Origin of the sequence: Microtetraspora malaysiensis (genome assembly GCF_001528665.1) — a bacterium.
Lineage (GTDB): Bacteria > Actinomycetota > Actinomycetes > Streptosporangiales > Streptosporangiaceae > Microtetraspora_A > Microtetraspora_A malaysiensis.
The window spans coordinates 94,608-114,725 of sequence record NZ_BBYJ01000016.1 but is presented as its reverse complement, the minus strand read 5'-3'; the positions used below and the strand labels follow the sequence as shown (position 1 = coordinate 114,725).

The window sequence follows — 20,118 nt, the reverse complement described above, 5'->3', positions numbered from 1 at the left end:
TGCTCCGATCTGGGGGTGGTTCAGGCGGCCTGCGCGGCGCGGGCGCGGGCCCGGGCGAGCGCGGCGTAGCGCACGGTGAAGACGGCGGGGATCGCGAAGCCGCAGACCTTCACCGCGATGATCGCGGCGGTGGCGTGCGGGGCGAAGGCGATCAGCAGGGCCAGCCCGGCGGTGTTGCAGGTGAAGGCGATCGCCCAGGCGGCGGTGATGACGACGTTGACCCGGTAGAACATCGGGGTGCTGTGCACTTCGGCGGGCACCCCCTCGCGGGCGATCCCCAGCGTGAACGGCCGGCGGATGGCGAGGGTCGTCCACGCGGTGAGCGCGAGCCAGCCGACCGCGACGGCCGGGCCGTACTCGCCGAAGGGCGCGGGGGTGATCAGGAATGCGGCGAGGGTGAGCCCGGCGAAGAACACCACCGAGCCGATCTCGAGCACCAGCGCGTCCCAGGCGCGGCCCTTGCGGCGGTCCATCATGAGCAGCAGGGCCGACAGCGCGAAGGCGGCGGCCGCGCCGTACCTGGCCTCGCCGTTCGTGCTGAGCACGGCGAAGGCGATCCAGGGCAGGAAGCTGCGGACGTAACCGAGCACGGGGGACTCCTTGAGGACGACATTCCATGAGTGACATGTCGAAAGTAGAACCTCCTGGGTCGACATGTCAACTGTGGAATGTAGGCTTGGCCCCATGAGCCTTCGCCACGCCATGCTCGGGCTGCTGGCCCGTGGTCCCGCCAGCGGCTACGACCTGTTGAAACTGTTCGAGATCTCGCTGTCCAACGTCTGGCCGGCGACGCAGAGCCAGCTCTACTCCGAGCTGGGCCGGCTCGCCGACACCGGCCTGGTCAAGGTCGTGGCCGAAGGGCCGCGCGGCCGCAAGGAGTATGCCATCACCGACGAGGGGCTGGCCGAGCTGCGGCACTGGATCACCGAGGTGGAGCCGAACCGGTCCCGGCGCAGCGACATGCTGCTCCGCGTGTTCTTCCTGAACACCGTCGAGCCCGAACAGGCGCGGCAGTACCTGCGCGACCGGGCCGCGGCGGCCGTCACCCAGCACGAGGGCCTGACCAGGATCCGGGAATTCATCGCGGACGAGCAGGACGCGCTGTCGGTCTACGGGCGGATCGCGATGGAGTGGGGGCTGCGCTTCAGCGCCATGCAGCAGGAGTGGGCCGAGTGGGCCACCGAGGAGATCGACCGGCTTCCCTCGCCTCCGTCCGACTGACCCGCTATGTCACATAGCAGGATCAAGGTGATGTCGAACCCATAAAGGCATCTTGTCGGCTATACCGGCATCAACGGAGATTTGCCAGAGTCCCCCCAGCCTCTGGAGGCTCTCCGTGTCACAACTACGAGCAGCCCTCATCGCCGCCGCCCTGGTCGCCGTGGCCGCCACCCCCGCCCACGCGGCCGACGGTCCCGCCATCACCGTCGAGCAGGGCCGCACCCAACCGGTCTTCTCGTACACCGACGCCATCCGCGAGCACGTCTACGTCGAATCGGAGATCGACAGCGACGGCGACGGGCGGCTGGACCGGGTCCGGGTCGACATCATCCGCCCCAAGGAGTCCGGCCCCGGCCTCAAGGTGCCGACGATCATCGACGAAAGCCCCTACTACGACAACTCCGGCCGCGGCAACGAGTCCGAACGCAAGGTCTACGACGCGAACGGGAACCTCGCCAAGTTCCCGCTGTTCTACGACAACTACTTCGTACCGCGCGGCTACGCGGTGCTCAACGTCGACATGATCGGCACCACCAAGTCCGACGGCTGCCCCGACGTCGGCGGGCGGGCCGACGTGCTGGGCGGGAAGGCCGTCATCGACTGGCTGAACGGCCGCGCCCCCGCCTACCACGCCGACGGCACTCCGGCGTTCGCCGACTGGAGCACCGGCAAGGCCGCCATGATCGGCAAGTCGTACGACGGCACGCTCGCCAACGCGGTCGCGGCGACCGGCGTACAGGGCCTGGAGACCATCGTCCCGATCTCCGCGATCAGCTCCTGGTACCGGTACCAGCGCTCCAACGGCGTGATTTACAACTACAACTACATGTCCTACCTGGCGAGGGCCGTCGACACCGACCCCGCCGCCAAGTGCGCCGCCGTACGGACTCGGCTGGACGCCGACGCCGACGACAAAACCGGCAACTACAACGCCTTCTGGGCCGAGCGCGACTACGTCAACGGCACCGTCGGCGACGTCTCCAAGGTCCGGGCCAGCGTCTTCGCCGTACACACGGTGAACGACCTGAACGTCAAGCCCGACCACTTCTCCACCTGGTGGGAGGCGCTCGCCGACCGGAACGTGCCGCGCAAGGTCTGGGTCGGCCAGTACCAGCACGTGGACCCCTTCGACTTCGAGGGACGCCGCGACCTGTGGGTGGACACGCTGCACCGCTGGTTCGACCACTGGCTGCTCGGGGTGCGGAACGGCATCATGGACGAGCCCCGCGCCGACGTGCAGGTCGGCCCCACCTCCTGGATCACGCAGCGCGACTGGCCGGCGCCGGCCGCGTCGACCACGTTCCTCCGCCCGGCGGCGGACGGCTCGCTCGGGCTCTCCCCGGGCAAGAACGGCGAGACCGCGACCTTCACCGACGTCCGCCAGTCCGAGGACGCGATGGTGGCCGACATCGGCACCGCCAAGCCCGGACGGGCGGCCTTCACCACCGGTGAGCTGCCCCGGGACCTGCGCCTGTCCGGCACGCCGGTCGTGGACCTGCGCGTCGCGCTCGACAAGCCCACCGCGAACCTGACCGCACTTCTCGTCGACTTCGGCGAGGACACCAGGATCGACTGGCGGCGCGGGCAGGGCATCACCACACTCACCGAGGAGAGCTGCCACGGCGAGAGCACCGCGGCGGACGACGCCTGCTACCGCAAGGTCGTCACCAACGTGGCCACCCGACCGCTGGAGATCGTCGCCCGCGGCTGGATCGACGCACAGAACCGCGACTCGCTCACCGACCCCTCCCCCTTGACCCCCGGGACGTACGCGCAGGTCACGTGGAAGACGCTGCCGCAGGACTACATCTTCAAGAAGGGACACCGGCTGGGCCTGGTGATCGCCGGGACCGACTCCACCTACAGCGGCGAGACCGCCACCGGCGCGAAGGTCACCGTCGACCTGCACAAGAGCAGAGTGCGGGTCCCGTTCGTGCTCGGCGTCGGCCACTCCCTGACCGACGGGGACGTTCCGAAGGGCACGGGCACGTGGCACGGCCCCCGGCAGATCGACCTGCCGGTGCCGGAGAACCACCTCTACTGATCTCCTGAGCACCCCCTGAGCCGCGCCGGGCCAGCGCTCCCGGCGCGGCTCCGCGCTTCCGAAGCCGGCGACTGATCGGCTCGGCGGTCAGCTACGCCTCGGGCAGGTCGGACGGCAGCGTCGGCAGCGGCCACCGGGGATCGATCCGCCAGGTCTCCGCGAACGGGCCCCGCCGCTCCTCGATCAACGCGATCACCTGGTCGCGGGCCTCCTGAATCGCGCGGTGTTCCGCGTCTCCGACGATGCCCAGGCGGCGGCCCTGGCGGTATTCGTCCTCGTCCTTCCACTGGTAACCGGACAGGTCCGGCTCCGCGACGAGGTCCAGTAGCAGGTCGAAGGTGTCGATCCCCCACTCGGTACGCCGGTAGGGGCGCTGGAAGTTCACGTACCAGCGCAGCAGGCGCTGCTCGGCGTCGAAGAAGCGCCCCACGCCGAAGTACTCCCCTGCCTGCTGGCTGCTCGTCCAGAGCGTGTCGCGCCAGGTCCACCGGCCGAGCCGCCACCGGCCGGAGGCGAGATCGGCGGGCATCCGATCCCTCAGGGCGGGATCCCCGGTCTCCAGGGAGGCGATCCATGTACGGGGCGCGAGACTCACGATCCCCGGCCAGTATCCGAGGGCGATCCGATCGCCGTCGTCCGCGAGCACCCGGTGAGGCGAGGCGGTCCAGACTCGCTCCCGGAAGACGTCCCGGCGCACGATGGTCTCGCCCTCACCGAACCGTGATCTGATCCCGGCCATATGCGGCTCCCACACAGCAGATGAGACGACGGGGGTTACGGCAGTCGTGCCCACGGTCCTGGCGGGTGCTCGGTTTTGGGGATCCAGAGCGACGGCTGCGGCTCTCGAACATGTGGTGGCGGGGAGGCAACGCCCGCCGTCCATCCCGGATCAGCCGGGGAATCGCAGGAAAACCGGATCGACCTGATCGGCGAGCCATACGTCGTTGGCGCTGAGCCGGAACTCGTGCCCGGCGGCGTGCATCGCGCCCGCGTCGACGACCAGCACCACCGGAACACCACGGCGGCCGCCCACCCGCTCGGCGGTCTCCCGGTCCACGGACAGGTGGACGTGATGCCGGTTCATCGGCCGCAGGCCCTGTTCCCGGATGGCGGCCAGATGGCGGCCCACGGTCCCGTGGTACAGCGTCGCGGGAGGCTCGGTCACCGGAAGGCCAAGATCCACCGGAACGGAATGCCCCTGACTGGCCCGGATCCGCCTGTCCTGTAACACGTACCGCTTTTTGTCGTTGGCGGCCACGACGTGCGCCAACTCCTCCGGGGCGATAGGGAAGCCGTGCCGGGCGGCGGCCTTCAGGAGGACATCCACCTCGACCCAGCCGCCGTCGTCCAGGGTGATGCCGATCCGCTCAGGCTCGTGGCGCAGGTGCTTGGCCAAATACTTCGACACGCGCACCATCCGCCGCTCGTCCATTTACGTCACTTCCCTCCGCGCTTCTCCGGAACAACCGGAACGCGATGCTTCCCGGTGACCGCGCCCTTCGAGTCTCCCCGGCCTACGGCCCCCGGCGTCAACAGGATTTCGACCATCGGAAGAAGCACCTACAGCCACCCGGAAAGTGATCTTTTGAGTACCCGCGGCGTCGCCGGGCCGGCCCGCGCCGGCCTCGACGACGCCGAGTTGGAACGTCGCAGGGAAGGAGGCACCGGCAGCAGGGGTCCCTTGCCGGATTAGAGAGAAGCGTCCGGCCGCGTACCGCCCTGCCAGCCCCAGTCGAACTGCGCCAAGTGATTCATCAGCCGTGTGATCAGGTCGCGGGTCTGATAGTGCAGCATCCCGATGTTGAGGTCGTTGGTTCCGATGACCGCCAAGACGGCGTCCTCGCCCACCGCGAACACCGCCAGGTAACCGTCGCTACCGCGGGCCACCGCCTCGCGGAACCGCCCGCGGCCCGTCGCCTGGGTGGCCTGACGGGCCAGGCCGAGAGTCGCCGCGATGAGTGCGGCGATCCTGGTCGGCTCCGCCTCGGGAATGTCGCAGCTGATCAGGAACCCGTCGCTCGCGGCGACCATGCTGCCGTGCACGCCGGCCATCTGCGTTCTGAGCTCGCGGAGTTCCGCGCGGACCCGCTTGTCGGGGGTCAGCTCTTCGATGCCCGGCCCGGTCATCCGGTCCCCCCGGCGGATCCGGATCCACCATCGCGGATCTCTCGATTCATCGCACCCCCGTTCATTGGGCCACTGCCCGGAGAAAAGACATGGTGTCGCGCCGCGGGTCGGACAGCGTGTCCGCTGCCCGGGGCATCGGCGAAGCCGAGGTGCCGTCCACCGACAGTAGCCGCAGGGTGATCAGCCGGAAAACTTCGACGGTCGTGCTGAAAACGCTGTGCTCAAGCTCCCACGCGAGGTCGCGCGGCGTGGAGCGTTCGCCCGTCCGGATGAGCAGGGCCCACTGAAACGCGGACACCTGCAGGCCGGGGGCCTCGATGTGCGGATTCCGCACCACCGTCGTGTCGGCCGTAACGGATCCGGACAGTTGCTTCACGATCTCCTGCCGCCGGGTCACCTCGGCAAGCAGCATCGGGAAGGGCATGCCGTTCAATCTGCCGACCGCGGGGGTTTCGAGTTCCCGGAACCGGTGACGCGGTGGATTCCGGGAGCCTCCGGACAGCAGTTCCAGCGCGGCGTCGACGGTGGCCTCCCTGACCGCGAAGCTCCACTCGAGCGAGCCGGCCGTCTCCGCATCGACGGCAGCGGCCTGGCCGCCCCGGGGCGCCTGCGAGCGTGCCGTGCCGGCCTCGCCCGGGTGCCCCTGCGGCTGCACCAACCACTTGGACGGTTCGGGGGTGCGCTTCGACTCCGCGTAGACGACGTCGCCCTCGCTGAGGTAGAAGGCCCCGCCCAGAGCACCCGACACGCGCAATACACCGGTTTGCCCGGAGTCGGCGAGCTTACCCAGCCGAACGATCAGCGGATCCCTGTTGAAGTACACGGTGGTTCCCGTCCTGGCTCAGTGGTCATACCCGCTGAAAGTGATCCGGCAGGCCCGAATCGGGACGGCCGACGAAATTCAGGTCGAAGTCGCGAAGCTCCCGATGGGCCATCGCCAGGTTCGCTTCCGCACGATCCAGGACCACGAGCAGGAGGAACTGCAGCCTCGGGGCCGGGCTGAAATGCCGGATCAGGTGGTAGTGACCGCTCAACGTGATGATCACGTCTTCAAGACCGCCGTTCGCCGCCAGTTCTCCGGCCATGAGGGAGATCACGTTGGCCACGTCGGCGGCACCCGCCGCTGCCACCGGCAGGCGCAGGGTCTCCCGGTCCTGGACGTGACCCAGCACCATGCCGGTCGAGGCGTCGATCAAACACCCGAGCACAAAGCCGTCGATCTGTCTCACCTGAGAGAGCAGAGCTTCGAAGGGAGACTCGGGCATAAAGGGGATCCTTTCCACCAAATAGCGCAGGCCGAGTCTAGGGGACGTACGCGCCGCGGCCCAGTGTTCGGAGGCGATTCCGCGACCGGGCGCCGAGACAGTCTCGGGTCGCCCCCTCCGCCTTCGATGAGGCCGCTGAGCAGGCCGAACCAGCCCCGGGAGAACGTACGCGTCGCCTTCCGGGGAACCGCACCCTGCGACCAACCGACCGGGACGGGCGGTCCCGATGCCTGGTCGTGCTACTTCAACCGCCGGAGACCTTCCAACACCCGCCCCAGGATGTCGGGGTGCACGGGCGCGAACGGTGTCCTGACAACCTCTTCCAGCCCTTGCGGGAGGCTGTCGGATCCGGTGCCGCCGTGCGCCCGATCCCATGTCGTCGCGCCCGGACTGCGGCGTGGCATCAGCCGTACCGCGTCATCCGCGGACTCAGGGGACGGTGCCGTCACCTCCGAAGCGTGGACGGTCGCTTCCGGATCGACGACCCGGGGCAGCTCCTCCGTGTCGTCCCCCGTGTCGTCCTCCGTCTCCGTCTCGTCGACCGCCCATGCGGGCCCGAGCCAGGCGACGCCACTGCTGGACCCGCGCGCGGGCCGGACGTCTTCCCGCTGCGGGGGGACCGCCTCCTCCGGAGCCAGCAGGGTGCACAAACCCGCCCGGACCAGCCCACTCACACTTGCGACGGTGTCGTAAAGCGCGAAGCCGTTTCGCCAGGCCAGTTCCCGGAGGGTGACAACGCCGTCGATCCGGCAGGCGACCATCCACTGCTCGCGTTCCACGATCGCCAGAGGGCCACGCAGGTCGGATGCCTTCGGGCGGCCGTCGAGCGAGACGTCATGCCCGGCCAGCAGCTCGGCCCGTCGTGCGACTTCAGACTGCACGAACTCGACTTCCAACCTGAGCATCGTCCCGGCCCAGGAACGTTCCAATGGCATGAACCGGATGCCGGTGGCAGATGATCCGCCCGCCATCCGGGCCGTCATCGCCGTCATCGCCGTGATCGCGTCCAGGACGACCGAACGCAGAACCTCCAGCATCTCGTCTTTGCCGATGAGGCCCTGTTCGACGAGAAGGGCGCCGAACCCGTCTGCCGGCCGCCTCTCGGCGCGTAGCGTGTTCCATTGTTCGGCCGACAGCCGCCGAGAGCCGATCAGCCTGGCGGCGAGACCGGGAACCCCGGCCGCTTCGGCGAAGGTGAGGTATCCCCGGTCCAGGTAGATGGTTCCACCGGAATCTCCGTCGATCTTCAGGGCACCCGAGGCCCCGTCGCGCGTCAGGGCATGGAGCTCATCGGCGATCCGCGCTTCGCCACCCCTGCCCGGCTTCGTCAGCCGGACTCCGTCCTCCGCCGGGAACACGTGACTGTCAGCTCCCGTTCAGAATCAAGACACCATGGCTTTCAGCTACCAAATCCACCCCATTCGGCTATAGTGCAGCGTAGCGTTCTCGTGGTAGTAGCCGCCAGTGGGGTTTACGGCGCAGGAATCCAGAACAGATTCAATGTCCGTTTTATGCCGAAAATACCCATTTGCGCATAGAGTCTAATTTGCCTGGCTGATGCCCATCAGGGAAGACTCATCGCGTATATACCGCACACATCCTCAATGTGTCATCCTGACCGGATTCCGGTATACCCAGCGCAGAAAGCTCCTGATGAACCTCACGCAAATCGTTACCAATGCCCTGAAGGCGTTCCGCCACGACGTCCCCGACTACATCGGGTCAGGGATCGTCGACATCTCGACAGGCATGCTGCTGGCGGTGGACACCGTCGACAATCACCCCCGCGAGATCCTCGACGTCGTCGCGGCGGCCACCACCGACCTGTTCCAGGGCCGGACCGTGGTGCAGGTCGAGGAACTGTGGAAGCAGAACCGCGGCACGACCGACAACCGGCACTACTTCAACGAGATTCTCGTCAACAGCGAGAACCTGGTCCACCTCTTCATGCGCAGCAAGAGCAACCCCGACATCGTGGCGGTCGTGATCTGCTCGCGCCAGGTGAACATCGGGATGCTCTTCGTCCAGGCTCGCCAGGTGATGCGGCAGCTGGAGAACCCTCGCTGACCTGGTGGTCCCTCACGCCGGGTCCTCCCGTACCGGCCTCATCGAGGTCCAAGCGAGCGAAAGGGGCCGTCGGATGCCATGGCGTCCGACGCCCCCCACGCCATGCGCGGGGCACCGCCGAGACGGTCGGCAAATAGAAAAACCCCAGGTCAGTGGTACCGACCTGGGGTCTTTCATTGGTGCGCCGCCAGGGACTCGAACCCCGGACCCGCTGATTAAGAGTCAGCTGCTCTAACCAACTGAGCTAGCGGCGCGGAAGCAGTAAGAGGTTATCGTACGGCCCAGATCCCTCAAAATCGGGCTACGCTAGAACAACGTTCGGTTCGATCAAGAGGAGCGGCGATGTGGTTCGCCTCGCCTGACGAGGTCCGAGGGCGGCTCGCCTCCGTGGATTACCTTGCCGACGACGGCATCGCCACGTCGGTGTTCCTCGCGGGCGCGCTCGGCAAGCCACTGCTGGCCGAGGGCCCGGCCGGCGTGGGCAAGACCCAGCTCGCCAAGGCGGTGGCGCAGGCGACCGGGGCGCGGCTGATCCGGTTGCAGTGCTACGAGGGCCTGGACGAGGCCCGCGCGCTCTACGAGTGGAACTACAAGAAGCAGCTCCTGCGCATCCAGGCCGACGGCGACGCGTGGGAGGACATCTTCTCCGAGGAGTTCCTGCTGGAGCGTCCGCTCCTCAGAGCGATCAGGAGCGACGAGCCCACGGTGCTGCTCATCGACGAGACGGACAAGGCCGACGTCGAGGTCGAGGGGCTGCTGCTGGAGATCCTCTCCGACTTCCAGGTCACGATCCCGGAGCTCGGGACGATCACCGCGATCCGCCGCCCGTACGTGGTGCTCACGTCGAACGCGACCCGCGAACTTTCGGAGGCGCTGAAGCGGCGCTGCCTCTACCTGCACCTCGGCTATCCGTCACCGGAGCGCGAGCGCGACATCGTGCTCGCGCAGGTGCCGGAGCTGCCCGGCCTGCTGGCCGAGCGGCTCGCCCGTACGGTGGCCACGCTGCGCGGCCTGGAGCTGAAGAAGTCGCCGTCGATCGCCGAGACGGTCGACTGGGCGCGCACGCTGCTGGCGCTGGGCCGTACGGACCTGGACGAGGGCGTGATGGCCGCGACGCTCGGTGTGGTGCTCAAGCACGACTCCGACCAGAGCCGGGCGGCCAAGGAGCTCGGGCTGCCCCGGCCATGAGTGGGCGGTCGGCCGGACACGGCCGGGCCGGTGGAAGGGCCGGTGGAAGGGCCGGTGGAAGGGCCGCACCGATCGAAGCGTACGCGCACTCAGAAAGGTAGGGCGGTGTGAGCGAGCCGCTGCTCGACCGGCATGTGGCGTTCGTGGGCGCGCTGCGGGAGGCGGGGCTGCCGGTGTCCCTGGCCGAGGGCCTCGACGCCGCCCGGGCGCTGACGGTGATCGACCTGGCCGAGCGCGAGACGCTGCGCGAGGCGTACGCGGCGACGCTGGTGAAGCGTCCCCAGCACCGGCCCGGCTTCGACGCGCTGTTCGACCTGTGGTTCCCTCCGGTGATCTCGGACGGTCCGCCGGAACCGGCTCCCGGCCACGCCGAGCGCCCGGTCCTCCCGAACGAGACGGCCGAGCTGCGGGACCGGCTCGCCGATCTGCTCATGGGCGACCCGGACGATCCCGCGTTCCGCGCGTTCGCCCGGTCGATGGTGGGGCGGTTCGGCCGGGTGCCGGCCGCAGGGAACCGGCAGTCGTGGTTCTCGTACCCGGTGCTGCGCGCCCTCTCCCCGCAGACGCTGATCGCGCGGCTGCTGGACGCGATGCTCGCCGAGCGCGGCGGCGTCCCGGAGACGCTCGCCCGAACCCAGATATCCCGAAATATCAGGAAGTTCGAGGAGGCCGTCGTCGCCGACGTCCGCCGCAGGATCGCCGAGGAGTCCGGCATCGAGAAGATCGCCAGGACGTCGGTGCCGCTACCGATCGACCGCGTCGACTTCCTGCGGCTGACGAGGGACGAGCTGGCCCGGCTGCGCCGGGAGGTCCACCCGCTCGCCCGCCGCCTCGCCACCCGGCTCACCGCCCGGCGGAAACTTGGACGGCGGGGGCGGCTCGACGTCCGCCGCACCGTGCGGGCGTCGCTCTCCACCGGCGGCGTGCCGCTCACCCCCCACCTGCGTCCGCGCCGCCCGCACCGGCCGGAGCTGGTCATCCTCTGCGACGCGAGCGGCTCGGTCGCCGCGTTCTCGCACTTCACGCTGCTGCTGACGTTCGCGCTGCGCGAGCAGTTCACCAAGGTGCGGGCGTTCGCGTTCGTGGACACGGTGGACGAGATCACCGCGCACTTCCGCCCCGGTGTGGACGTTCTGGACGCCGTCACCCGGATGACCGAAGAGGCCGACATCGTCAGGTTCGGGCGGACCGACTACGGCCACGTCTTCACCCGGTTCGCCGAGCGGTACGCGGACGCGATCGGGCCCCGGACGTCGCTGCTGATCCTGGGCGACGCCCGCTCCAACTACCAGGCGCCCGCGCTGGACGCGCTGCGGCGGCTCGCCGGGGAGGCCCGGCACGCCCACTGGCTGAACCCGGAACCGCGCCCGCAGTGGGACTCCGGCGACTCCCTCGCCTCGGCGTACGCCGGGATCGTCCCGATGTACGAATGCCGCAACGTCGCCCAGCTCGCGACGTTCGTCGAGGATCTCGCCCAGGTGTACTGACCCCGTGGTTCTTTAGGCTCCTCTCCGTTGTCGGTTGAGACCGCCTTGGAAAGAGGCCCATGGACGTCCTGGAGCACTGGAGTGTCGACTTCTACGATTTCACCGTTCCACCTGAACCCAGCGACGATCCCGCTGTCTTGAAGTTCGGGAACCTGCACGCGAGAGCCGCCCGCAACGGCGCACGGCACGGCACCCCCGTGATCCTCTCGCCGTCGGGTCGACCGGACCCGGGCGGCGCGGTGAAACTCTCGGATCGTCGTACCCGACAGGTTCAATGGAACCGACGAGACGACCGACGGGAGCACCGCGCATGGAGCCAATCTTCTTCTCAAGTCCTGGGGAGTTCCGGGACTGGCTGGAGGAGCACCACGCGACTGCCTCCGAATGTCGGGTGGGCATGTGGAGGAAGGGAGCGGGTAAGCCCACGCCGAGCTGGTCGGAGGCGGTCGACCAGGCCCTGTGCTACGGCTGGATCGACGGCTGGCAGAGCCCGATTGACGACTTCTCCTGGACGATCCGGTTCACTCCGCGCAGGCCGCGCAGCAACTGGAGCCTGGTCAACCTCCGCAAGATCGAGGAGCTGACCGCGCAGGGGCTCATGCGGCCGGCCGGTACCGCGGTGTTCGAAGCCCGTGACCGGGATCGCGAGGAGAAGTCGGTCTTGGAGTTCGAGGCGGCGCAGCTGGCTCGCTTCCAAGCGGAACCGCGGGCGTGGGAGTGGTTCAGCGGGCAGGCGCCGTCCTACCGCAAGTCGGCCATCCACCATGTGATCAGTGCCAAGCTGGACGAGACTCGGGAGCGGCGGTTGGACCAGCTGATCGCCGACAGCCTGGAGGGGGCGCGGCTCAAGCCGTTCCGGCGACCTGGAACCTGAGGGCCCGCTGCAACAGGCCGAGCGCGATCGCGTAGCCCTCCAACTCGGCCGTCCAGCGCGGGACCTGCCGCTCCGGGAACCCCTCGGGCTGGCCTTAGCCGCCCATGGCCCACGGCCCGTGATCGACAGCGCCGCCTACGAGGCGCCAGCCGCCGCCACAACCTGCACCGCCCGTCGCGACCTCGACCCCGGAAGTGCGCCGAGTGCGTGGCGATGCTGGCCCGGCACGAGACGGTCCACCCGCAGCGAGCCAGGCCGGCAGACCCGCCGACTCGTGACCAGGCGACTGCCGGAACGGACAAACCCACCCTATTGAGCGGAACTGTTCTCGAAGCCCTGCCTCGTCCGCTTCAAGACGGGTGAAGGTCTCCGCTGGTGCGCGGCCGGCCGTATCGTTCGACGAGGGCGTTGCCGATCGAGGCCAGGCGGTCTCGGACCCCCGGAGGGCCGGTCACCTCGACCCATTCGACCAGCCCGGAGAGCTCGCCGGCGAGCATGTACTCATTGGGGCCGCGGATCACGACCTCGATGCGGCCGTCGGTCGCGGAACCTCCCACGTCGAGCCGGTCGCCGAGCGCCATCCGGAGTATGCCTATCCCGTCGGGTGTGCATACCGCCTGGACCTCCAGCGGCGTTCGTTTGCGATCGACCTCTTTGGCGATCTCATTCCAGCTCTCGGCAAGGTCGAAGTCCCCGGGTCGGTGCACAGGGTCGCCGGTCGGGTCGGCGGACGACACGCGGTCGATCCGGAAGACCCGTCGGCCGGTCTCGGTGTTGGAGACGAGGTACCACACAGGACCTTTGGCGACGATGCCCAGCGGGTGGACGGTTCTCCGGGTTTCGACGCCTTTGCTGTCGACGTAGCCGAGCGACACCTGGACGCCGCTGATCACCGCGGCCTGGAGTTCGTCGAGGAAGCGAGGCGGCCGGTGCTCGATCCGGCTCGCCCCCCATCGCTGCGGGTCTACGACCAGCGACGCCGCCGCTGCCTCGGCCTGCACCTGGAAGGGCTTCGGTAGAGCATGGACGAGCTTGCGCAGAGCTGCTTTCATCGCCGGCGTCGCATCCGAGGCCGGACCGACAGCCAGGAACAGGGCGCGTGCCTCACTGGCGGTCAACCCGGACAGGTCGGTACGAGCACCGCCCACCAGGCGCCAGCCGCCACCTCGGCCCTGCACGGAGTACACGGGCACCCCGGCCATGGCCAGGGCGTCGAGGTCACGGCGGGCGGTGCGCTCGGAGACGTCCAGCTCTCGGGAGACCTCTGCGGCTGTCACCTGCTCGCGCCGTTGGAGCAAGAGGAGTATGGACACCAGCCGATCGGATCGCATACAGACAAAACTCTCATAAAAACCGGTCATGAGGTGACCGGTTTAGGTAGCAAGCTGGCGACATGACCTCATCGAGGAGGTCGACCGCCAGCGAACGCCCCCAGAGAGGAAAAGCAGTGATCAATCAAGCAGAATTTCCCGAGCCCACCCTCATCCAGGTCGACGGTGTGGAGCTCGAAGTCTTCGAAGCAGGCCGAGAAAACAAGGGCAAGCCCATCGTGCTCTGCCACGGCTGGCCGGAGCACGCCATCACCTGGCGTCACCAGATGCCCGTCCTCGCCGCAGCCGGCTACCACGTCATCGCACCGAACCAGCGGGGATATGGCAACTCATCCCGCCCGACCGAGGTGACGGACTACGACATCGAACACCTGACGGGTGACCTCGTCGCGCTCCTGGACCACTATGGCTACGAGGACGCCACCTTCGTCGGCCACGACTGGGGTGCGTTCGTCGTCTGGAGCCTGGCCCTGTTGCACCCCGACCGGGTGAACAAGCTGATCAACCTGAGCCTGCCTTACATGGAACGCGGAGAAACGCCGTGGATCGAGGTCATGGAAACCTTCCTCGGCGGTGACTTCTATTTCGTCCACTTCAACCGGCAGCCGGGCGTCGCGGACGCCGTGTTCGATGCCAATACCTCCCAGTTCATCCGCAACCTCTACCGGAAGAACGTGCCCCCCGCACCCCCTGAGCCGGGCATGGCATTCATCAATCTCGCCAAGGCGGAAACACCGCTCGGTGACCCCGCCATGACCGAGAGCGACCTCGCCGTCATCATCTCCGCGTTCGAGACGTCGGGATTCACCGGCGGCATCAACTGGTACAGGAACCTCGACCGCAACTGGCACCAGCTGGCGGACGCGGACCCGATCATCAAGCAGCCCGCCCTCATGATCTACGGCGACCGGGACCTTGCGGTCCCGAGGTCCGAGACCCTGACAGAGTTCGTGCCCAACGTGGAAGTGGTCGGCCTGGACTGCGGTCACCGGATCCAGGGGGAAATGCCCGAAGAAACCAACCGCGTGATTTCAGAATGGCTGGACCGGCAGGGCTAGAGTCTCGTGATCCGGTTCGTATCACCTGAAGGCCGAGTTCTCGCATCACACCGATGACAGCCGGACGTGGGGGCGGGCCAGGTCGCGCGGCCTCCTCGTCAGGGCTTCAAGGTCATCTGGTAGCGGGTTTCAGGCTCACCCTGGGGTGGAACCCAACCTCCCCACCGTGGCTCGTCGAGCCCGAGCGACTGACCCAAGCCCCGACAAGTGTCATCCCGACAACCCACTTGCCTAGTGAACGCCGGACACGACCTAGCGGCGGCGCAGGGCGGTACCGCGCAGGATGCGGGCGGCGGTGCGGGCGAGCACCTCGACCTGCTCCTCCGTCAGGGAGCCGTTGGGCTGGGAACGGATCCAGCGGGCCACCCTGTGCGGGTAGGCGACGGTCAGCCCCTCGGCGGTGACCGTCCCTCCCCTGCCCTCGATCTTGCCGCTGTGGGCGGCGAGCACGGGCACGATGGCGACGTCGATGCCGGTCTCGCGGGTGAGGAGCGCGGCCAGCGTCGACGCGGCGTCGATCAGGCCCTTGGCGACCGAGGTGCCGAACTTCTCGTCGAAGAACAGGCGTTCGCCGTACCGGGCGATGTAGGTGTCGGGCGACCACGCCTCGTTGTCCACGATCCAGACGCCGCCGGGCCCGATGACGAGATGGTCGATCGACGCCTCTCCCGGTACGGCCCGGCCGTCCATGACGCGGTAGCCGTGCCGGGTCAGGGCGCGGCGCAGCAGGCGGCCGGTACGGACCTCGCCGCGCCGGCTGCCCCGCCACACTGCCGTACGGGCGAAGGACCGCCAGGCGACCAGGAAGTCGGCGAGCGCGGCCAGGGCGCCGACCACGACCCCGGGCAGCAGGGTGTCGGACCACCCGAACCGGGCCGCGAGCAGACTGCCGCCGGCGAAGCCCGCCACACCGATGACTCCGCGGGTCCACAGGCGGCTCTTGCGGCCCGCGTACCAGAAGGTGACGTAGAGGTTCTGCGGCGACGCGCCGGTAAACTTCTCGTCGCGCGGCACATAGATGGACCCGCTTTGCACCGGATGCTCCCCGAAAGGCCAGGACTGCTCGTCCCACGCTAGACCGAGCAGGGGCCCCAGGTCTCGAAAACGGGGCTCCAGGCCAGGAAAAGTCGCATCTCCGCAACAAAGACCTATATCCGGGCAACACGCGCCGGAACCGACCAGTCGGTATGCTGGTGCGCTGTCTGCAAACGTTGACCGACCCGGCCAAGGCTCGTGGACACCCACCAGCACGGTCGCATCAGGGGAGGGTCGTCATGGCGCGCAGCGGAGTCGCCTCCGAGGAATCCGTACGGCATCGCCTGCTCGCGGAGGCCACGCGCCTGTTCGCCGAGAGAGGCTTCGAGAGCACCTCGGTCCAGGAGATCGTCACGGCGGCCGGGGTCACCAAGGGCGCCATGTACCACTACTTCGCCTCGAAGGACGACCTCCTCCAGGAGATCTACGGCCGGGTCCTGCGGATGCAGATGGAGCGCCTGACCGAGTTCGCCGAAGGGGACCGCCCCGTCGCCGAGCGCCTGCACGCCGCCGCCATGGACGTGGTCACCACCACGATCGAGAACCTCGACGACTCCAAGATCTTCTTCCGGTCGATGCACCAGCTCGCCCCGGACATCCGCCGGACGGTACGGGCCGAACGCCGCCGCTACCACGAGCGCTTCCGCGACCTGGTCGTCGAGGGCCAGCGGTCCGGGGTCTTCCGCGACGACACCCCGGCCGAGATGGTGGTCGACTTCTTCTTCGGCTCGGTCCACCACCTCGGCACCTGGTACCACCCGGACGGGGCGCTCAGCGGCGCGGAGGTCGGCCGCCACTTCGCCGACCTCCTCCTCGCCTCGCTGCGCCCGGCGTCCTGACCCGCCTCAGACGGGAGCGGGGACGTCCACGAGGCCGGCGAGCGCGGCGCGGTGCTCGCCGGGGGCGCCGAAGGCGATCTGATCGGCCTTCGCCCGCTTGAGGTACAGGTGCGCGGGATGCTCCCAGGTCATCCCGATGCCACCGTGGAGCTGGACGCACTCCTCGGCCGCGTGGACCGCCACGTCCGCGCAGTGGGCCTGCGCCACAGCCACAGCCACAGCCACAGCCACCGGCCCTGGCACCGCCGTCCCGGGATCGCCGTCCGCGAGGGCGCCGGCCGCGTTGCGCGCGGCGGCCCGCGCGCCGCCGATCTCCAGCCACAGGTCCGCCAGCCGGTGCTTGACCGCCTGGAACGACCCGACGGGGCGGGCGAACTGGCGGCGCTCCTTGACGTACGCCACGGTGGCGGCCAGGCACCACTCGGCGAGGCCGAGCTGCTCCGAGGCGAGCAGCCCCGCGCCGAACCTGAGAGCCTCCCCGACGATCGAACCGCCCGCGTCCGCCCCCACACCCCGGGCGACGATCCGGCCCCGGGCGGACCCGAGCGACACCATGGCCACCGGCCGGGTCAGGTCCAGCGACGTCACCGGGGTGATCTCGACGCCCCGCTCACCGGTCTCGACGGCGATCAGGGCGCTCTCATCCCGCTCCGGGAGGCGGGCCGGGACCAGCAGCACGTCGGCGATCTCGGCGCCCGCGACGCCCGCCACCCGGCCGCTCACCACCGCCGCGTCGCCGTCCGCCGGCTCGTACGTCACCTCGGCGCCCACCCGCCGGTACGGCGAGGCCGCGAGGGACACGGCGAGGGCCGCGGTGGCCTCCCCGGAGGCGAGCCGCCGCAGCAGGTCGTCAACCACCTCGCCCGGCCCCGCCGTACGCGCGGCGAGCAGGGCGCGGGTGGCGACCACGGCGCTGGTGAGGAACGGGACCGGCGCGACGGCCCGGCCAAGCTCCTCAAGGACCACCGCCGCCTCGCGGGCCGACGCGCCCGCGCCGCCCAGCTCCTCGGGGACGAGCAGCCCCGCCGCGCCGATGTCGCGGGCGAGCGCCTTCCACAGGTCCCCGTCGTACGGCGCGGCCGACTCGATCCGGGCGAGGACGGCCGAGTGGGGGCAGGCGTCGGCGAGCAGGTCCCGGACCGCCGCCCGTAGCTCCTCCTCGACCTCGGTGTAGAGCAGCGTGGTCAACGCGGCACTTCCTTCCAGGGGATGTCCTTGTCGGCGCGCGGCTCGGAGGGAAGGCCGAGCACCCGCTCGGCGATGACGTTGCGGAGGATCTCGGAGGTGCCTCCCTCGATGGAGTTGCCCTTCGCCCGCAGGTAGCGGTAGCCCGCCTCGCGCCCGACGAAGTCGACCGTCTCGGGGCGGCGGAAGGTCCAGTCGTCGTAGGCGAGGCCCTCCTCGCCCAACAGCTCGACCTCCAGCCCGGACAGCTCCTGGTGCAGCCGGGCGAACGACAGCTTCATGCCCGACCCCTCGGGCCCGGGGCGTCCGGCGGCGAGCTGCTCGCGCAGCCGCGCCCCGGTGAGGCGCAGGACCTCGGCCTCCACCCAGAGCCGGAGCAGCCGCTGGTGCAGGTCGTGGGTGCGCAGCTCGGGGCGCGAGCGCCACGTCTCGCAGACCACGTCGATCATGGTGCGCCGGCCGGAGGCCGCGCCGATCGCGACCCGCTCGTTCATCAGCGTCGCCTGCGCGACCCGCCAGCCGTCCCCGATCGCGCCGAGCCGGAGCGAGTCCGGGAGCCGGACGCCGGTGAGGAAGACCTCGTTGAACTCTGCCTCGCCGGTGATCTGCCGGAGCGGCCGCACCTCGACGCCCGGCGCCCGCATGTCGCAGACGAAGTAGGTGAGCCCTCGGTGCTTGGGCACGTCCGGGTCGGTGCGGGCGACCATGATCGCCCAGCGGGCGGTGTGGGCCACGGAGGTCCACACCTTCTGCCCGTCCACAACCCATTCGTCGCCGTCCCTGACCGCGCGCGTGGCGAGCGAGGCGAGGTCGGACCCGGCACCGGGCTCACTGAAGAGCTGGCACCAGACCTCCTCCCCCGTCCAGAGCGGGCGCAGGAAGCGCCTCTTCTGCTCGTCGGTGCCGAAGGCGAGGATCGTCGGCGCCGCCATGCCGAGGCCGATGCCGATCCGGCCGGGCCGGTTGTCCGGTGTCCCCCGCAGCTCACTCTCCACCACGGCCTGCAGCTCGCGCGGCGCGCCGAGGCCGCCGAGCCCCTCGGGGAAGTGGACCCAGGCGAGGCCGGCGTCGAACCGGGCGCGCAGGAAGTCCAGCCGGTCCATCGCCGCGGGGTCGTTGGCGGCGAGGAAGGCGCGGGCGCGCTCCCGCACCGCCGCCTCGTTCCAGGTCGCGTCCGCCGTCATGCTCGGTCCTCCATGTACGTGCGGAGCTCGCGGTACGCCAGGGAGCGCTTGTGCACCTCGTCCGGGCCGTCGGCGAACCGCAGGCTCCGGGCGCCCGCCCACATGGCGGCGAGCGGGAAGTCCTGGCTGAGGCCGCCCGCGCCGTGCGTCTGGATCGCCTTGTCGAGGATCCACTCGACCGTCGCCGGGGTCGCGATCTTGATGGCCTGGATCTCGGTGTGCGCGTTGCGGTTGCCCACGGTGTCCATCAGCCATGCCGTCTTGAGCACGAGCAGGCGGAGCTGCTCGATCCGCACCCGCGACTCGGCGATCCAGTCCTGCACCACGCCCTGCTGGGCGATCGGCTTGCCGAACGCGGTGCGGTCCAGCGCGCGGCGGCACATCATCTCGACCGCCCGCTCGGCCATGCCGATCAGCCGCATGCAGTGGTGGATCCGGCCGGGGCCGAGCCGGGCCTGCGCGATCGCGAAGCCGCCGCCCTCCTCCCCGATCAGGTGGTCGGCGGGCACCCGTACATCCTCGAAGATCATCTCGGCGTGGCCGCCGTGGTCGGCGTCGTCGTAGCCGAAGACGCTCATCCCGCGCCGGACGGTCAGCCCCGGGGTGTCACGCGGCACGAGGATCATGCTCTGCCTGCGGTGCGACGGCGCGGACGGGTCGGTCTTCCCCATCACGATGAAGACGGCGCAGCCGGGGTTCATCGCGCCGGTGATGAACCATTTGCGGCCGTTGACGACGTACTCGTCGCCGTCCCTGACGATCGACGTGGCGATGTTGGTCGCGTCGGAGGAGGCGACGTCCGGCTCGGTCATGGCGAAGGCGGAGCGGATCCGGCCGTCGAGCAGCGGCTCCAGGTATTTCTTGCGCTGCCAGTCGGTGCCGAACTCGGCGAGCAGCTCCATGTTGCCGGTGTCGGGGGCGGCGCAGTTGGTGGCGGCGGGGGCGATGGCCGGGGACCTGCCCATGACCTCGGCGAGCGGAGCGTACCGGAGGTTGGTGAGACCCGCTCCCTCCTCGCCGGGGAGGAAGAGGTTCCACAGGCCGCGGCGGCGGGCCTCGGCCTTGAGCTCCTCCAGCAGCGGCGGCGGGGACCAGCCACCGGCGGCCGCCTGCTCCGCGAAGGCGGGCTCGGCGGGATAGACGCATTCGTCCATGAACGCGGTCAGCCGCTCGCGCAGCTCCAGCGTGACGTCGTCGAACCCGAAATCCATCG

At 69.4% G+C, this 20,118-nt stretch carries 20 protein-coding genes and 1 tRNA gene; 8 read left to right on the top strand and 13 right to left on the bottom strand.

The features are described from left to right. Positions 1-20 precede the first annotated feature (20 nt). The gene (locus tag AWQ71_RS21115) at positions 21-590 is read right to left on the bottom strand and encodes a hypothetical protein (RefSeq protein WP_067135808.1); all 570 of its coding nucleotides are present in this window, start codon (positions 588-590) and stop codon (positions 21-23) included. Between the two features lie 94 nt (positions 591-684). On the opposite strand from AWQ71_RS21115, the gene AWQ71_RS21110 reads away from it, so the two are divergent. Both AWQ71_RS21110 and AWQ71_RS21105 read left to right on the top strand, forming a co-directional pair. Continuing rightward, complete coding sequence (locus AWQ71_RS21110; RefSeq protein ID WP_067135806.1) at positions 685-1,221, top strand: PadR family transcriptional regulator; 537 nt, start codon at positions 685-687, stop codon at positions 1,219-1,221. A 115-nt stretch (positions 1,222-1,336) separates the two neighbouring features. Continuing rightward, positions 1,337-3,265, top strand: coding sequence for a Xaa-Pro dipeptidyl-peptidase (locus AWQ71_RS21105; RefSeq protein ID WP_067135804.1), 1,929 nt, complete (start codon positions 1,337-1,339; stop codon positions 3,263-3,265). Between the two features lie 91 nt (positions 3,266-3,356). Here the strand turns inward: AWQ71_RS21105 and AWQ71_RS21100 are convergent, their stop codons facing one another. From AWQ71_RS21100 to AWQ71_RS21075, 6 genes are all read right to left on the bottom strand, one after another. Continuing rightward, positions 3,357-4,004, bottom strand: a complete 648-nt coding sequence (locus AWQ71_RS21100) for a ribonuclease FAU-1 family protein (protein WP_067135802.1) — start codon at positions 4,002-4,004, stop codon at positions 3,357-3,359. A gap of 150 nt (positions 4,005-4,154) precedes the next feature. Continuing rightward, on the bottom strand, positions 4,155-4,697 hold the full coding sequence (locus tag AWQ71_RS21095) for an RNA 2'-phosphotransferase (RefSeq protein WP_067135800.1): 543 nt from the start codon (positions 4,695-4,697) through the stop codon (positions 4,155-4,157). Positions 4,698-4,954: 257 nt separating this feature from the next. Next, positions 4,955-5,392, bottom strand: coding sequence for a roadblock/LC7 domain-containing protein (locus AWQ71_RS21090; RefSeq protein WP_067135798.1), 438 nt, complete (start codon positions 5,390-5,392; stop codon positions 4,955-4,957). Positions 5,393-5,453: 61 nt separating this feature from the next. Next, on the bottom strand, positions 5,454-6,215 hold the full coding sequence (locus AWQ71_RS21085; RefSeq protein WP_067135796.1) for a hypothetical protein: 762 nt from the start codon (positions 6,213-6,215) through the stop codon (positions 5,454-5,456). A gap of 25 nt (positions 6,216-6,240) precedes the next feature. Beyond that, positions 6,241-6,621, bottom strand: coding sequence for a hypothetical protein (locus AWQ71_RS21080; RefSeq protein ID WP_157570465.1), 381 nt, complete (start codon positions 6,619-6,621; stop codon positions 6,241-6,243). 275 nt (positions 6,622-6,896) lie between these two features. Further along, complete coding sequence (locus tag AWQ71_RS21075; RefSeq protein ID WP_067135792.1) at positions 6,897-8,015, bottom strand: DUF4388 domain-containing protein; 1,119 nt, start codon at positions 8,013-8,015, stop codon at positions 6,897-6,899. 295 nt (positions 8,016-8,310) lie between these two features. On the opposite strand from AWQ71_RS21075, the gene AWQ71_RS21070 reads away from it, so the two are divergent. Continuing rightward, positions 8,311-8,724, top strand: a complete 414-nt coding sequence (locus AWQ71_RS21070) for a roadblock/LC7 domain-containing protein (protein WP_067135790.1) — start codon at positions 8,311-8,313, stop codon at positions 8,722-8,724. A 177-nt stretch (positions 8,725-8,901) separates the two neighbouring features. Here the strand turns inward: AWQ71_RS21070 and AWQ71_RS21065 are convergent. Further along, a tRNA-Lys gene (locus AWQ71_RS21065) sits at positions 8,902-8,978 on the bottom strand. A gap of 88 nt (positions 8,979-9,066) precedes the next feature. On the opposite strand from AWQ71_RS21065, the gene AWQ71_RS21060 reads away from it, so the two are divergent. The 3 genes from AWQ71_RS21060 to AWQ71_RS21050 all read left to right on the top strand — a co-directional run bounded on the left by AWQ71_RS21060 (position 9,067) and on the right by AWQ71_RS21050 (position 12,273). Then, positions 9,067-9,912: an AAA family ATPase gene (locus AWQ71_RS21060; RefSeq protein ID WP_067135788.1), complete on the top strand. Its 846-nt coding sequence runs from the start codon at positions 9,067-9,069 to the stop codon at positions 9,910-9,912. Between the two features lie 107 nt (positions 9,913-10,019). Continuing rightward, a complete protein-coding gene (locus AWQ71_RS21055) occupies positions 10,020-11,399 on the top strand; it encodes a vWA domain-containing protein (RefSeq protein ID WP_084259110.1) in 1,380 nt (459 codons plus the stop codon). A gap of 310 nt (positions 11,400-11,709) precedes the next feature. Continuing rightward, positions 11,710-12,273 carry a YdeI/OmpD-associated family protein gene (locus AWQ71_RS21050; RefSeq protein ID WP_067135786.1) on the top strand — a complete coding sequence of 188 codons (564 nt, stop codon included), beginning with the start codon at positions 11,710-11,712 and terminating at the stop codon, positions 12,271-12,273. Positions 12,274-12,623: 350 nt separating this feature from the next. Here AWQ71_RS21050 and AWQ71_RS21045 read toward each other — a convergent pair whose 3' ends face one another. After that, positions 12,624-13,586, bottom strand: coding sequence for a helix-turn-helix transcriptional regulator (locus AWQ71_RS21045; RefSeq protein WP_245658392.1), 963 nt, complete (start codon positions 13,584-13,586; stop codon positions 12,624-12,626). Positions 13,587-13,720: 134 nt separating this feature from the next. Between AWQ71_RS21045 and AWQ71_RS21040 the strand changes: the two genes are divergently transcribed. Next, entirely contained in the window at positions 13,721-14,662 is a 942-nt protein-coding gene (locus AWQ71_RS21040) for an alpha/beta fold hydrolase (protein ID WP_067135783.1), read from the top strand. A gap of 252 nt (positions 14,663-14,914) precedes the next feature. Here the strand turns inward: AWQ71_RS21040 and AWQ71_RS21035 are convergent, their stop codons facing one another. After that, complete coding sequence (locus AWQ71_RS21035) at positions 14,915-15,697, bottom strand: nuclease-related domain-containing protein (RefSeq protein WP_067135781.1); 783 nt, start codon at positions 15,695-15,697, stop codon at positions 14,915-14,917. Positions 15,698-15,936: 239 nt separating this feature from the next. On the opposite strand from AWQ71_RS21035, the gene AWQ71_RS21030 reads away from it, so the two are divergent. Then, positions 15,937-16,536, top strand: a complete 600-nt coding sequence (locus AWQ71_RS21030; protein WP_067135779.1) for a TetR/AcrR family transcriptional regulator — start codon at positions 15,937-15,939, stop codon at positions 16,534-16,536. A gap of 6 nt (positions 16,537-16,542) precedes the next feature. Here AWQ71_RS21030 and AWQ71_RS21025 read toward each other — a convergent pair whose 3' ends face one another. The 3 genes from AWQ71_RS21025 to AWQ71_RS21015 are packed head-to-tail and all read right to left on the bottom strand — an operon-like array spanning position 16,543 to position 20,116. Continuing rightward, positions 16,543-17,724, bottom strand: a complete 1,182-nt coding sequence (locus AWQ71_RS21025) for an acyl-CoA dehydrogenase family protein (RefSeq protein WP_084259109.1) — start codon at positions 17,722-17,724, stop codon at positions 16,543-16,545. Further along, positions 17,721-18,905, bottom strand: coding sequence for an acyl-CoA dehydrogenase family protein (locus AWQ71_RS21020; RefSeq protein ID WP_067135777.1), 1,185 nt, complete (start codon positions 18,903-18,905; stop codon positions 17,721-17,723). Before AWQ71_RS21020 ends, AWQ71_RS21025 begins: the two co-directional genes overlap by 4 nt. After that, positions 18,902-20,116, bottom strand: coding sequence for an acyl-CoA dehydrogenase family protein (locus AWQ71_RS21015; protein WP_067135775.1), 1,215 nt, complete (start codon positions 20,114-20,116; stop codon positions 18,902-18,904). Before AWQ71_RS21015 ends, AWQ71_RS21020 begins: the two co-directional genes overlap by 4 nt. Between the last annotated feature and the right edge of the window lie 2 nt (positions 20,117-20,118).

What these genes read in the sequence shown, in the direction of transcription:
- AWQ71_RS21070 (WP_067135790.1), top strand. Translation starts at nt 8,311, where the DNA reads ATGAACCTCACGCAAATCGTTACCAATGCCCTGAAGGCGTTCCGCCAC.
- AWQ71_RS21110 (WP_067135806.1), top strand. Translation starts at nt 685, where the DNA reads ATGAGCCTTCGCCACGCCATGCTCGGGCTGCTGGCCCGTGGTCCCGCC.
- AWQ71_RS21030 (WP_067135779.1), top strand. Translation starts at nt 15,937, where the DNA reads ATGGCGCGCAGCGGAGTCGCCTCCGAGGAATCCGTACGGCATCGCCTG.
- AWQ71_RS21100 (WP_067135802.1), bottom strand. Translation starts at nt 4,004, where the DNA reads ATGGCCGGGATCAGATCACGGTTCGGTGAGGGCGAGACCATCGTGCGC.
- AWQ71_RS21050 (WP_067135786.1), top strand. Translation starts at nt 11,710, where the DNA reads ATGGAGCCAATCTTCTTCTCAAGTCCTGGGGAGTTCCGGGACTGGCTG.
- AWQ71_RS21020 (WP_067135777.1), bottom strand. Translation starts at nt 18,905, where the DNA reads ATGACGGCGGACGCGACCTGGAACGAGGCGGCGGTGCGGGAGCGCGCC.
- AWQ71_RS21090 (WP_067135798.1), bottom strand. Translation starts at nt 5,392, where the DNA reads ATGACCGGGCCGGGCATCGAAGAGCTGACCCCCGACAAGCGGGTCCGC.
- AWQ71_RS21095 (WP_067135800.1), bottom strand. Translation starts at nt 4,697, where the DNA reads ATGGACGAGCGGCGGATGGTGCGCGTGTCGAAGTATTTGGCCAAGCAC.
- AWQ71_RS21060 (WP_067135788.1), top strand. Translation starts at nt 9,067, where the DNA reads ATGTGGTTCGCCTCGCCTGACGAGGTCCGAGGGCGGCTCGCCTCCGTG.
- AWQ71_RS21015 (WP_067135775.1), bottom strand. Translation starts at nt 20,116, where the DNA reads ATGGATTTCGGGTTCGACGACGTCACGCTGGAGCTGCGCGAGCGGCTG.